Origin of the sequence: Heyndrickxia sporothermodurans, assembly GCF_003055045.1 — a bacterium.
Lineage (GTDB): Bacteria > Bacillota > Bacilli > Bacillales > Bacillaceae_C > Heyndrickxia > Heyndrickxia sporothermodurans.
In genome coordinates, this window is the sequence record NZ_NAZB01000020.1 from 24,757 (window position 1) to 36,800 (window position 12,044).

Consider the following 12,044-nt stretch of genomic DNA (forward strand, 5'->3'; position numbering starts at 1 on the left):
AGGGAATTTTTTTGAAGGAAGATCAAAAAATTTATGATATAACGATTATTGGCGGAGGACCTACTGGATTGTTCACCGCATTTTACGGAGGTATGCGTCAAGCAAGTGTGAAGATCATTGAAAGTCTGCCTCAATTAGGTGGACAGCTTGCCGCATTATATCCGGAAAAATATATTTATGATGTTGCCGGATTCCCAAAAATTAAAGCACATGATTTAGTTAATAATTTAAAAGAACAAATTGCCATGTTCTCACCTACTATATGTCTTGAACAAGCTGTTGAAAATGTTGAAAAACAAGAGGATGAAGTATTTAAACTGACGACAGATAAAGAAATCCATTACTCCAAAACAATCATCATAACTGCTGGTGTTGGTGCATTCCAACCACGTCGTTTAGAATTGGAAAATGCTGCTCAATATGAAGGAAAGAATTTACACTATTTTGTTGAGGATCTTCAAAGCTTTGCAGGTCAAAAAGTAGCGATACTAGGTGGTGGAGACTCCGCTGTTGACTGGGCATTAATGTTAGAACCAATTGCTGAAAAAGTTTCCTTAATTCACCGTCGCGATAAGTTCCGTGCTCATGAGCATAGTGTTGAAACATTGCGCAACTCTAAAGTTGAAATCATCACTCCATTTGTTCCAGTAGAATTAGTTGGCGATGAAAATCAAGCAAAACAGCTAGTTCTAGAAGAAGTTCGTGGTGACAAAAAAGAAACAGTAGATTTCGATTCACTCATCGTCAATTACGGTTTCGTTTCTTCTCTTGGTCCAATTAAAGATTGGGGCATTGAAATTGAGAAAAATTCAATCGTTGTTAACTCGAAAATGGAAACGAACATTCCAGGAATCTATGCAGCTGGAGATATTTGTACATTTGAAGGAAAAATAAAATTAATCGCAACTGGTTTTGGTGAAGCCCCTACCGCTGTAAGTAACGCCAAAGCTTACATAGATCCAAAAGCCCGCTTGCAGCCAATGCACAGTACGTCATTATTTCCGTCATAAGAAAAACCTAGGATTTTTTCCTAGGTTTCCTTTTTAACAATTCTCCGGTGTTCCAGCTACCTTCGCTGTTCTAAACGATGATCCACAACCGCAAGATGCGATCGCATTCGGATTATCGATGGTAAAGCCGCCGCCCATAAGAGATTGCTTATAATCAATTTTTGTTCCTTGAAGAATTGGTGCACTTTCTTTATCGACAAGAATAGCTATTCCATGTTGGCTATCTTCCATATCTTCCGCTTTTTTCTCTTGATCAAAGCCCATTCCGTAAGATAGTCCTGTACATCCGCCACCATTAACTGATACGCGTAGGAATGACCCTTCTTCTTCGTTTTGCTTCATCATATCTTTTATTTGAAGAGCTGCTGCTTCAGTAATGACTACAACATTTGTCATTTTTCCACCTCCATAATAAATGTTATCTATCCATTCTATGCTTATTTGAATATTTATTTTATATTATATACCCTCTAAACACTGTACTCAACCTTTACGCTTTTGATAGTCTGATTGATAAATGTTAAACGAAAAAGAGGCTATGAATAGCCCCTTTTTCGTTTTTAAAACATCGGATTTTCTTCTAAATATTTATATATATTTTCGACGAGCTCTTCTGAAGTTTCACCTTTTACATATTCCCCATTTACAAGGGCAAAAGGTGCCAATCCACAAAGATCGCAATAATCTAAGCAGCTATATTCCACAATATCCAAATTTGGATCTTCTTCAAGAATTTCAAGAGCTTTATATGCTCCACTTGCAAGATTGCTCGCACAAAACTCTATTATAGGATTCAAAGATAGTCACCTCACTACCAAGGTTTATCCTACCCTTTTTCATCCTAACAGTCAATTATTATAGACCTTCGTTCACAGGCAAATAGCCGTATTTTTCTAACTCTAAATAAATAGTTTTTAATCGTGGGTTTCCTTCACCAACAATTTTTCCTTCCAATGTAACTACGGGATAGAACATATCCTCTTCAATTACTTTCTCAGCAAAGCGCTTAACACTTTCTTCTTCAGGTGGATTATAAATGTCAATTAAACGCATCGTAACTGGTTGATTTGGATATTTTCGAGAAATGGCCGCTTCTAACCATTCAAATGTGTCCTTTGAAGACGGTAAATTCACACAGCTTGCACAAATGATTTCTGCACCGTATATAATAAGTTCCACTTGTTTTTTCATCTTATTTAATTCTCCCCTTTCTTTTATTGTACACAACATTTGGAAAATGAAAAGGGGGTAACGAATGAAGTTAGATAGATAGATTTTTTTTTAATTACTGATTATAATAGGAGTATGGAAAGGAGTCGATATTCGATGTCAGAACCAACTATCATTGAAAAAGTTCAAGAAGTATTAGATAAATTACGCCCGTTCTTATTACGTGATGGCGGCGACTGTGAGTTAGTTGATGTTGAAGATGGGATTGTTAAGCTTCGCCTTTTAGGTGCATGCGGTACTTGCCCAAGTTCAACTATTACACTTAAAGCCGGTATTGAACGTGCATTATTCGAAGAGGTTCCTGGTGTAGTAGAAGTAGAACAAGTTTTTTAATATTAAGAGCGATTCAAGTTGAATCGCTTTTTATTTTTGTAAAAAAAACCTTCTAACTTATTAACCAATCAACTACAGGAACATTTAACCTTCCCGAAACTTCTGCTATCTGAAAAAAGTCACTTAAAAATTTTTCATATTCGACTGAATCCCTCATATACTTTCTTAATCTTTCCTCCAAATGTTTTTGATGCTGTTCAGAATTAGTAATAAAATATTCTTCTATGCATTCAAAATAATGAAGTGGAAATAATAAGCGAGCATATAAAAGCCTCCAGGAAAAGGGTGAAAGTGGTGTAACGGATTGATAGCTTCTTAAAAAATCTTGAACATCTGGTAAAAATGTTCGTTTGTTGCGAAAATATTGATCACGAATCCATTCGGCAATATCTCTGCTAGGATGATCAAAAACCCAGTCAAATGGATTACGAATCCATTGGTTCTTTCCCCATGAATTTTTATTGAAACGTTCATGACAAACCGTTCCGGTATCAATTTGAACTGGTGAATCATCTATTTCAGTATCGACGAGATATTGAATTGCATTTTCACATACACCCATATAATAAGGAAATGAATCAACGAATAAATGCTCAAATTCCTGATCAGGATGTTCTTGTACTAATCGATACCATGCTTTTTCCATTTGATCTAGACGGGTTTCCCAAAATGATTTCCACTGACCTACGCGACTCACATGTTCAAAATTGGTTTGAATTGATCTTCCTCGGAAGTGAAACTTGGCAAGTTTTCTTCCATAATTTATATGACGCGGCAATGATGATGATTTATTTTGAAGCAACACATAATCCTCTTCATTTGAAGTAATAAGGTATTTATTTTCGGTTGAGAGAACAAATCTTGAAGTATACTTGTCACCCATACCTGCTATATGCTCAGACATTTCGTATAATTCGACAAGTACGTCCTCTTTAACATTAGTGACAGGAACGAGAGTATAAATAGAATCATTTGCCATGTACCGAATGAACTTCCCATCTAGGAATGAATTTTCGACTTGGACGTTGAAAAACTTTTTAAGAATATCAACTGACATGATCTTCCCCCTTTCATCAAAGTTGCCAGTAATAATATATATGATGAAATAAGGGATTTAAACTCATTGTTTTGTTTTTATCAAATACGAAAGAAAAGGTGAATTGCTATGACAAATAATCCAAAAATGACCTTATCAGAAAAAACGGCTAGAGAATGGCTAAATAAACGTGGAGTTACTATTGAAGATATTGCTGAATTGGTTATGTTTTTGCAGAAAAAATATCATCCTGACTTACAACTAGAGGATTGTATCGAAAATATTAATCGTGTTTTATCAAAGCGGGAAGTACAAAATGCCATATTAACAGGTATTCAATTGGATATTTTGGCGGAAAAAAAGTTGCTTGATGAACCATTACAATCCATCATTGAAGTAGATGAAAGTCTTTACGGAGTGGACGAAATTTTAGCCTTTTCCATCGTGAATGTGTATGGATCGATTGGTTTTACTAATTACGGATACATCGATAAGCAAAAACCAGGTATTCTGCAAAAATTAAATGATCATTCCTCAGGAGATTGTCATACATTCCTGGATGATATTGTAGGGGCCATAGCTGCTGCTGCGTCAAGTAGATTGGCACATAGAGCAGTTGATGACGATTGAAAGTAGAAGCGTACATTTTTGGATAAATGTACGCTCATTTTTTTTGGCATTTCATTTATTTTTCTCATCGTTATCTTCCCGAATCCTGTTCTTTCGGGAACTTCATTCAGACTTTTGCATCTTCATCTTCCTGAATACTGTTCTTCCATTGGAGCAAAAAGGCATCAAACTCCTAACTCTTATGGGATAGAGGAAGGACGATATCTGAATCGAAAGGATACTGCGAAAAAGCTGGTGCCTGTAGCGGAAAGGAACTATTCATTGGTTTATTCTTACAATTCCCATTCATCTAGGGAATTAACTGCATATGTCGGTTGTTTGTCTTTTTCCAATAGAGCTTCCTTCGTTGTAACCCCTGTATGAACGAGGAGAGTATCCATTCCCGCTCTCATTCCAGCTAGAATATCTGTATCGTAAAAATCACCAACCATGATTGTCTCTTCTTTATTTGTGCCTAAATAGGCTAATGCTTGGTCCATGATAATGGATTCAGGTTTTCCAATAAAGATTGGTTCTGTTTGGGTAGATACTGTAATTACTGATGTTATTGAACCATTCCCCGGTAAGAAGCCTCGTTCCGTCGGTAATGCGATATCTGCATTCGTTGAAATAAATGTAGCGCCATTTCGAACTGCTAAACAAGCTAATGCTAATTTTTCATAATTAATTTCACGGTCGATTCCAACGACGACAAAATCGGGATTAGTATCGTTAAATTGTAGTCCTTTATTTTTTAATGCCGTTTTTAAGCCTTCTTCTCCAATTGCATAAACGGTACCGTCTTTTTTTTGCTTATATATGTATTCGGCAGTAGCCATTGATGTTGTAAAGACTTGATTTGCTTGTGTAGGTATATCAAAATCACATAATTTCTTTGCTACCTGTTCAGGTGTTCTTGATGAGTTATTCGTTACAAAAAGATATGGAATTCCTTTTGCCTTTAGTCGATGAATAAAATCGCCGGCAGCATCAATTTTTTCACTGCCACGATACATCGTTCCATCTAAATCAATTAAATATCCTTTATATTGTTTCATTTTATTTTTTCCTTTCTATTTTAAAAAAACGCTTCCAGATGGATAGCGTTTTAATTTTTGAATGCGGAAACTGGTCCTAGTTCATTTTCTAAATAGCTTCTTACACTTGGAGCAAATTTAGAAAGTGGTTCTTTATTCTTTACAAATATTTTGCACATTTCTTCATGATCGATAGATGTATATTGCTGTACAAGGATTTTTCGGTACATGATGATTTCCATTAATCCTTTTGCCATTTCTTCGTTAATTACTTTCTCATCAAGTAAGATGTCAATTATATCCTCATAACTGCCTGGATCTCTCATAATAAAACCGTCGATCATGGAGTTGCCGACATCGAGGATTGATTCAATTATTGTATGGGCAATTCTTTCTAATGCGCATTTTTCAAGTTCTGTTTCCCATTTTTCAGTTGTATTTAAAAGCTGGAGTCGGTTCTCCATATAATGTAAAGTTGTTTCGATTTTTTCCCGATCTACAAAGTACACTGCTTTCGCACCCTTCCATTTTCCTTGTTTCCTACAATATTTATTTTATCATACCCATTAAACGATTTCTCCTTCTTGAGGATTGTTTAAATGTAAATAACACATAATAAGATTAACTCCTAAAAAGGAAGTGTATCATTATGGATGAAAAATATGAACATATAGATAAAGAAGATATTCCTTATACAGATGTATCAACCGTTGAGACTAGAAAAAATTTTATCATACCCGAGGATTTACCCGAAGGTTCGTATGGAGCACCTCGAGGTGAGAATGAACCTGTCCAAGGAAAATCCACTCCATGGAAAAAAGGTCAACGACCATATAGTGCATTTAATTATGAGTTTAAGTCCTTTCATCAAGATTTACCAAGAGAATACCCCGGTGCTCATCCTACACATGATGATGGCGAGGTAAATCAAGAACCTCCTTATGACGAAAGCAACTAGCCCTATAATGGGGCTAGTTTTGAATTCTTTTTGCTACAAAATATGCACAGCCAAAATTACAATACTCATATAAATATTCGGTTAACGTACCAATTTTTGTATCAAACGTTGCTTTAGGATTTTCATCTTCAAAGAAGCCCCTTAATCTTAATTGACCATAACCCCAATCACCAACTATATAATCATATCTTGATAATATGTCACTAAACCGATTTCGGAACGCCTCTTCATTAAAACCACTGCGAAAGTCTTTTATAATTTCATACGATTGATTATTAATACTAATCATCTAACCACCTCTTTTATTTTCCCTTAATTAAAATTATAACTTAATCCCCATCAATTACTAAGAAAAAAAAACTGATTCAAGTGCAATATAACAAATAGGAGGTGTTTTATTTTGCAAAAACGATTAATTGCAGCTGCTCTTTTGGGTACAGCCCTTCTTACTGCATGTGGTACCAATAATAAAAATGTTGCCGAAAGTCCCGGAATTTATAAGCACTCGGGAAATACGATAAATAAGCAAAATGACGAAGATTTGTACAACCCTGAAAAGGTGAATACACAATCTGAAAAAGAAAAAGAATTTGGTTTTGTTCGCCAAGTAAAAAGTCCAGTACCAAATAAAAACGTCAATTTCAATCAAAATAACGCGATGAACAGGGAAAAAGTTGCTAAATCAATCAGCAATATGCTTGTAACCACTCCGAATGTCCATGATGCTTCGGTACTTGTTACTGACGAAGAGGTATTGGTTGCTTATCGAACAGATGCTAAAGGCAAAAAAGACCGCTTTGAAGTAGCTGATCAAGTGAAGAAAACAGCCATGTCAGTGGTTCCAAGATGGTTTCATGTTTATGTTACAGATGATACATCATTAAGGCAAGATGTTAAAAATATTGCCTACATGGATTCAAATTCACAAAATAAAGAAGAAACCATTAAAGGTCTCGTTAAAAGAATGTTAAGCCGTTCACCTCAAGGGCGTAAAGTAAATGATGGAGAAAACCCAAACGGTGAAGTTATTAATAAACATAAAAACAAAGCGGAAGATCAGGATGAATACCGCGAACGAATGGATAATGGGAACTTATAGTGATTAACTGCGTCGAATTAGACGCAGTTTTTTTACCATTATTTTATACTTATGAAATATTCGTTCGTTCAAATAATAATTTATAGCAATCATTAAGTTACAAGGAGGCAAAGAAAGTGCGTATCCTACTATGTTCACTTCTATTGCTTGCATTCATTTCTCCAACTTGTTTTGCTTCAAGCAAAACTTTATCAGATGAAGAAATTTTTCAAAAAAGAATGGAATTATATAAAAGGGTAGAAACAGTTACAAATATTCCTTGGTATTATATGGCTGCAGTTGATCATTATGAAAGAAGTATCCGTTCAGTTAGAAATGATTTACCAAAAGCTGAAGGAATTACTGGCATTTATTTTAAGCCTGAACAATGGAGCGGTCTTTTAAATCCTGACAGGAAAGATGTTCATCCGTTATCTATTCAGTTTTTTAACGGAATAGGTGTCGATGGAAATGGCGATGGAAAGGCAAACATAAATGATGACGTCGATATTCTATTTTCATTTGCCAATCATATTTTAAATTACGGAATAGATGAGGATCAATTTAAAATTGCTTTATGGGAGTATTATAAAAGGGATAAAACCGTTGGTATCATCATGGAGAAAGCAAGGCTTTATAAACATTTTGGCAGATTAGATTTAAATCATAAAACATTTCCTTTACCTAGAGGATATAATTATACGTATCACAATACTTGGGGAGATTCTAGGGGCTGGGGAGGCAGGAGAATTCACGAAGGTACAGATATTTTCGCAGGATATGGCGTCCCCGTTCGATCCACAAGTTACGGTATTGTTGAAATGAAAGGATGGAATAAATTTGGGGGCTGGCGAGTAGGCATACGCGATATTAATAATACGTATCATTATTTTGCCCATTTAAATGGATTCGCGAAAGGATTAAAGATTGGACAAATTGTGAAACCGGGAACATTGATTGGAAGTGTAGGAAGTACGGGTTACGGCCCACCAGGAACATCTGGAAAATTCCCTCCGCATTTACACTACGGTATGTATAAAGACAACGGGCGCACAGAATGGTCATTTGATCCATATCCATATTTAAAACAATGGGAACGCTTAGACAGAATAAGAGCCTCAAAAAAATGAGGCTCTTATTTTTTCTTTGTTTTTTCTTTATTCTCTTCATCGTTTAGTTGAATGGATGGTGGAGAAGATTCACCGTTACTGTTGTATAAAGGAATGTCACCATTATATGCTCCGCTTGGCCCTGGTATTTTTTGATCATACTTAGTTATTTTAGAAGCAAAAGGAATGATCGTTTGAACATGAACTTTTACTTTTATAAAAGATGTTATATATGTACTATTTATCCCTTTTTGCTCTAATTTGAATTCAGTATCCACATCTGCATCGCCAAGTACATGAAACTTTATCGGGATATCAGGTCCAAGATTACCAAGTAACACATTACCGGTTACCCTCCCAATTGGAACCGAATAAACCAATTCACCGGTATTTTTATGGTATTTAGGATTCTTTATATTTTGCATATCGCCTTCTTCAGCACCATTTAAGTATGACTGAACTAATTGCTGAACTTCAGCGGTAATTTTACTTATGATTGTAGGATTTGTGGAAACATATGCAACATTGCCTTTATTATTGGTCACCACTTTAATTATCTCATTCTTATTTTTCTTTGTAACTTCTTCAACCGCATAGCTTATTGCATTCGCAGCAATTTTTTGATTCATACTTTCCGCATAACGTATAAGTGTTGGTTTAATTCCCTTATTGATGAGCAAGAGACCGATAACCGTCGAAAATGTAAAAAAAACGAAAGTTAACAGCAGGACATAACGAAGCGGCAACGGTCCGCGCCGGGATTTATGTGGACGAAATTTTCCCAAGTTAAAATCCCCCCTTACAAGCTATATGTATGCTTGTAAAAGGGGATCTAGGATTACATTTACAAATGTTTTTATATCATTTTTAACAATGCATCTTTACCTATCATCCCTTTTTCAATGCCAATCTGTTCCGCTTGAATGGTAATTGATTCTAATGGAGCTTCAAGTAATTGTTCAATGGTTTTGACTCCAACGGCTCTACCTGCAATGATTTTTCGATCTTTTAATTTATCATTTAACAAACTAACATCCAGTGCACCGCACATAATATACCCGTTATCGTTCGACACAGTAAGTAGTGTAGTTTTTGGAAGATTTACGGTGGTAGCAATAAATGTATATCCATTAATTACGACTGGTTCAATTGTAACCAAACGCCTCGCTCCTTTCATTTATCCTAACTACTATTATGTGTATGGAATAGGCGTAAAGTGGTTACAATATCGGATTAATTACTGTATAACTTTTTCAACTTCCATTCCATCACATCTCGGATAAATTCAGGCATAAAATACTGCTTCTCTGCTGAATTAAATTCCGGAAAGAAGTGTCCAAATGTATACATATCAACCGTTCCTAATGTATACATTTTATCTTCCTCAAGTTTCATTCCATTAATCAACAGGTCATTTTTTCTAATTGAAATATTATTGTAAACAAAATTCCCTAATATTGTTCCGCGAAATCCTAATCCCTTTAACTCTAAATGCGGCCATTTAGGATCAAATGATTGTTGTAGAACACTTTTCAACTCTGCCCCGCTTAGCTTTATCATACATGGATTAATCGGATGTGGAAGAATTTTATGGATTTCATATTTTGTCACAATCCCTTTCTCCAAATGATCGAGTAAGAGTCCGGCATTTATCATCGCACAGTCTGCATTGCACCATTCTTGAATCGCCTCACAAAGAATATGTGGAAGAATTGAATCTTGAAACCACTCCACTAAAAGGGGTTCGGGTATTGTGACTACTTCTTGAAAAAGCAATTTCCTGCCGTCTTCATAAAACTTTTCAATTTCAATCGTTTCATTTATTGGTGCGGGTAAATTCTTTATCTTATATAATTGGGCTTTCTTATTTTTTATTTCCTTTTTTTCAACATCTATTTTCAACTGTACATGGCCAACAAACTTCCCATGTTTCCCCGCAGCACCCAATAAAGTTGTTCCGAGAGCGTTTGTTATTAATTTCCCGTTTTCAAGAATATGATGGGTATGTCCACCTAGTATAATGTCTATTTCAGGATAAAGTTTCGCTATTTTCTCATCATCATGAATTCCTAAATGAGATAATAATATAATGATATCCGACTCTTTTTTCAATCGTTCAACTTGCCGCTGTATTTCTTCAATCGGATCTTTTAAATCCCATCCGAGAATAGAATACAATTTTTTAAAATTGGCGGTTACACCTGTGATTCCCACTTTTATTCCCTTTTCTGTCTGATAGATTTGATAAGGGATTGTCCAAGATGGTCGGTCATTTTGTTGATTATATAAATTAGCTAAAATGACATCAAACTCAGCTTCGGTGTAAAGAGTATCCAAATCATTATATGAAAGGGTAATGCCCTCATTATTTCCAATGGTAACAGCTGTATAGCCTACTTCATTTAGTAATTGAATATTTTCCTTTCCGACTGTTGCTTCTGTTAGAGGGTGCCATCGGTCAACATGATCACCTATATCAAATAGTAAGACTTCTTCCCCAATGTCTTCGTTAATTTTCTTTTGATGTAAAAGAAAATCCCTGATCCTTGGCCAATTTTCAAAATGACTATGTATATCATTTGTATGGTAAATATGAATAGTTTCAATCATATATTGCACTCCTAATTGTTCTAACTGTTTTCACTAAATAAATCTAATTGTCTTGGTGCTAATCCTTGATATTCTATGGATAACATCTCAATGAATTGTTTCGCATTATCTGCAGCATCTCCGCCGGAGTTATTATTAAATATCACATAGAGGTCCTTAGATTGCTTATTTAGCTCGATAATATACTTTTTCCACTCCAAAAGTTCTTGTTGGTTGTATCGATACAAATAACGAACTTCTCTCCAATCGCCTTGATTTGGTTTTCGCCAACCATGAATATTTCTTCCATGAAACCGAATAAGTGATTTATACGTGGTCGTTGCTTCTAATATAATTGGTATAGAGCCTACCCCTGCCTGTGGTTCGTCACAAATACTATGAATCCAGCCTTCACTTTTCATAAAATCTAGAGTACTTTTAATAAATTGCGGGTAATACCATGATTGATGTCTGAATTCCAGCGCGATCGGAAATTCTTTCATTTTTGTTTTGCAATATCGTAAGTAATCCACATGGCTTTTTGTGCAATCAAACCACGGTGGAAACTGAAATAATACCATACTCAACTTACCAGCTTCTTTGAAAAGATGAATCGATTTTTTGAAAGCATCGAACATTTCTTTTCTAGAAGAAAAAGGGTTTTTCCCACGCCCATGTCCTGTCATTCCTTGGTATGCTTTGACAACAAATTGAAAAGTGTCAGGTGTGTCATTAATCCATTTTTGAACACTGTTCTCAGGTGGTACAGCATAAAAAGTCGAATCTACTTCTACAATTGGAAAATGTGTTGCATACTCTTTGAGCTTATCTTTTTGTGAAGTCCCATTCGGGTAAATTGCATCATGATCTCCCCATCCAGCTAAACCTATGTATATCAATCGATTCACCTACTTTCCTTCATGATATCGTATCATAATTTCATAAAGAAGATGTAAAGGTAAGCCCTTTTATTCGAAAAAAATCACTTGGATTATCTCCAAGTGATTTTTCATAAAGTATTATTAACCGATAGAACCTTCCATCTCGAACTTGAT

General features: G+C 35.3%; 17 protein-coding genes. 6 read left to right on the forward strand and 11 right to left on the reverse strand.

Features of this window, described 5'->3' with window-relative positions; all coding sequences use genetic code 11:
• Positions 1 to 11: 11 nt before the first annotated feature.
• Positions 12 to 1,010, forward strand: a complete 999-nt coding sequence (locus tag B5V89_RS09815; protein ID WP_108071760.1) for an NAD(P)/FAD-dependent oxidoreductase — start codon at positions 12 to 14, stop codon at positions 1,008 to 1,010.
• Between the two features lie 33 nt (positions 1,011 to 1,043).
• On the opposite strand, the gene B5V89_RS09820 is transcribed toward B5V89_RS09815, so the two are convergent.
• The 3 genes from B5V89_RS09820 to B5V89_RS09830 all read right to left on the reverse strand — a co-directional run bounded on the left by B5V89_RS09820 (position 1,044) and on the right by B5V89_RS09830 (position 2,201).
• Positions 1,044 to 1,406, reverse strand: a complete 363-nt coding sequence (locus tag B5V89_RS09820; RefSeq protein WP_066231027.1) for a HesB/IscA family protein — start codon at positions 1,404 to 1,406, stop codon at positions 1,044 to 1,046.
• A 164-nt stretch (positions 1,407 to 1,570) separates the two neighbouring features.
• The gene (locus B5V89_RS09825) at positions 1,571 to 1,807 is read right to left on the reverse strand and encodes a YuzB family protein (RefSeq protein ID WP_066231030.1); all 237 of its coding nucleotides are present in this window, start codon (positions 1,805 to 1,807) and stop codon (positions 1,571 to 1,573) included.
• 58 nt (positions 1,808 to 1,865) lie between these two features.
• Complete coding sequence (locus B5V89_RS09830) at positions 1,866 to 2,201, reverse strand: YuzD family protein (RefSeq protein ID WP_108071735.1); 336 nt, start codon at positions 2,199 to 2,201, stop codon at positions 1,866 to 1,868.
• A gap of 78 nt (positions 2,202 to 2,279) precedes the next feature.
• Between B5V89_RS09830 and B5V89_RS09835 the strand changes: the two genes are divergently transcribed.
• Positions 2,280 to 2,573: a NifU family protein gene (locus tag B5V89_RS09835; RefSeq protein WP_181294645.1), complete on the forward strand. Its 294-nt coding sequence runs from the start codon at positions 2,280 to 2,282 to the stop codon at positions 2,571 to 2,573.
• Between the two features lie 52 nt (positions 2,574 to 2,625).
• Here B5V89_RS09835 and yutH read toward each other — a convergent pair whose 3' ends face one another.
• Positions 2,626 to 3,630 carry a spore coat putative kinase YutH gene (gene yutH / locus B5V89_RS09840; RefSeq protein WP_108071737.1) on the reverse strand — a complete coding sequence of 335 codons (1,005 nt, stop codon included), beginning with the start codon at positions 3,628 to 3,630 and terminating at the stop codon, positions 2,626 to 2,628.
• Positions 3,631 to 3,738: 108 nt separating this feature from the next.
• Here yutH and B5V89_RS09845 point away from each other — a divergent pair, with 108 nt between their 5' ends.
• The gene (locus B5V89_RS09845; RefSeq protein ID WP_108071739.1) at positions 3,739 to 4,239 is read left to right on the forward strand and encodes a phosphatidylglycerophosphatase A family protein; all 501 of its coding nucleotides are present in this window, start codon (positions 3,739 to 3,741) and stop codon (positions 4,237 to 4,239) included.
• Positions 4,240 to 4,511: 272 nt separating this feature from the next.
• On the opposite strand, the gene B5V89_RS09850 is transcribed toward B5V89_RS09845, so the two are convergent.
• Positions 4,512 to 5,276 (reverse strand): TIGR01457 family HAD-type hydrolase, encoded by a 765-nt coding sequence (locus tag B5V89_RS09850; protein ID WP_108071742.1) that lies wholly within the window; start codon positions 5,274 to 5,276, stop codon positions 4,512 to 4,514.
• A gap of 50 nt (positions 5,277 to 5,326) precedes the next feature.
• Complete coding sequence (locus B5V89_RS09855; RefSeq protein ID WP_108071744.1) at positions 5,327 to 5,764, reverse strand: DUF86 domain-containing protein; 438 nt, start codon at positions 5,762 to 5,764, stop codon at positions 5,327 to 5,329.
• 140 nt (positions 5,765 to 5,904) lie between these two features.
• On the opposite strand from B5V89_RS09855, the gene B5V89_RS09860 reads away from it, so the two are divergent.
• Positions 5,905 to 6,213 (forward strand): cytosolic protein, encoded by a 309-nt coding sequence (locus B5V89_RS09860; protein WP_066235788.1) that lies wholly within the window; start codon positions 5,905 to 5,907, stop codon positions 6,211 to 6,213.
• 13 nt (positions 6,214 to 6,226) lie between these two features.
• Here B5V89_RS09860 and B5V89_RS09865 read toward each other — a convergent pair whose 3' ends face one another.
• Positions 6,227 to 6,502, reverse strand: a complete 276-nt coding sequence (locus B5V89_RS09865; RefSeq protein WP_108071746.1) for a YutD family protein — start codon at positions 6,500 to 6,502, stop codon at positions 6,227 to 6,229.
• Between the two features lie 111 nt (positions 6,503 to 6,613).
• On the opposite strand from B5V89_RS09865, the gene B5V89_RS09870 reads away from it, so the two are divergent.
• Both B5V89_RS09870 and B5V89_RS09875 read left to right on the forward strand, forming a co-directional pair.
• Positions 6,614 to 7,312, forward strand: a complete 699-nt coding sequence (locus tag B5V89_RS09870) for a YhcN/YlaJ family sporulation lipoprotein (RefSeq protein ID WP_181294644.1) — start codon at positions 6,614 to 6,616, stop codon at positions 7,310 to 7,312.
• Positions 7,313 to 7,428: 116 nt separating this feature from the next.
• Positions 7,429 to 8,421: a M23 family metallopeptidase gene (locus B5V89_RS09875; RefSeq protein WP_213083805.1), complete on the forward strand. Its 993-nt coding sequence runs from the start codon at positions 7,429 to 7,431 to the stop codon at positions 8,419 to 8,421.
• Between the two features lie 5 nt (positions 8,422 to 8,426).
• Here the strand turns inward: B5V89_RS09875 and yunB are convergent, their stop codons facing one another.
• From yunB to B5V89_RS09895, 4 genes are all read right to left on the reverse strand, one after another.
• Entirely contained in the window at positions 8,427 to 9,185 is a 759-nt protein-coding gene (gene yunB, locus B5V89_RS09880; protein ID WP_108071750.1) for a sporulation protein YunB, read from the reverse strand.
• 71 nt (positions 9,186 to 9,256) lie between these two features.
• Positions 9,257 to 9,559 (reverse strand): YunC family protein, encoded by a 303-nt coding sequence (locus B5V89_RS09885; RefSeq protein ID WP_066231447.1) that lies wholly within the window; start codon positions 9,557 to 9,559, stop codon positions 9,257 to 9,259.
• A gap of 74 nt (positions 9,560 to 9,633) precedes the next feature.
• Complete coding sequence (locus tag B5V89_RS09890) at positions 9,634 to 11,010, reverse strand: bifunctional metallophosphatase/5'-nucleotidase (RefSeq protein WP_108071752.1); 1,377 nt, start codon at positions 11,008 to 11,010, stop codon at positions 9,634 to 9,636.
• A 20-nt stretch (positions 11,011 to 11,030) separates the two neighbouring features.
• Entirely contained in the window at positions 11,031 to 11,888 is an 858-nt protein-coding gene (locus B5V89_RS09895) for a DUF72 domain-containing protein (protein ID WP_108071754.1), read from the reverse strand.
• Positions 11,889 to 12,044: the final 156 nt, after the last annotated feature.

Excerpts from the sequence above, each read along its gene's own strand:
- B5V89_RS09820 (WP_066231027.1), bottom strand. The coding sequence starts at position 1,406 with ATGACAAATGTTGTAGTCATTACTGAAGCAGCAGCTCTTCAAATAAAA.
- B5V89_RS09830 (WP_108071735.1), bottom strand. The coding sequence starts at position 2,201 with ATGAAAAAACAAGTGGAACTTATTATATACGGTGCAGAAATCATTTGT.
- yutH (WP_108071737.1), bottom strand. The coding sequence starts at position 3,630 with ATGTCAGTTGATATTCTTAAAAAGTTTTTCAACGTCCAAGTCGAAAAT.
- B5V89_RS09845 (WP_108071739.1), top strand. The coding sequence starts at position 3,739 with ATGACAAATAATCCAAAAATGACCTTATCAGAAAAAACGGCTAGAGAA.
- B5V89_RS09850 (WP_108071742.1), bottom strand. The coding sequence starts at position 5,276 with ATGAAACAATATAAAGGATATTTAATTGATTTAGATGGAACGATGTAT.
- B5V89_RS09860 (WP_066235788.1), top strand. The coding sequence starts at position 5,905 with ATGGATGAAAAATATGAACATATAGATAAAGAAGATATTCCTTATACA.
- B5V89_RS09865 (WP_108071746.1), bottom strand. The coding sequence starts at position 6,502 with ATGATTAGTATTAATAATCAATCGTATGAAATTATAAAAGACTTTCGC.
- B5V89_RS09890 (WP_108071752.1), bottom strand. The coding sequence starts at position 11,010 with ATGATTGAAACTATTCATATTTACCATACAAATGATATACATAGTCAT.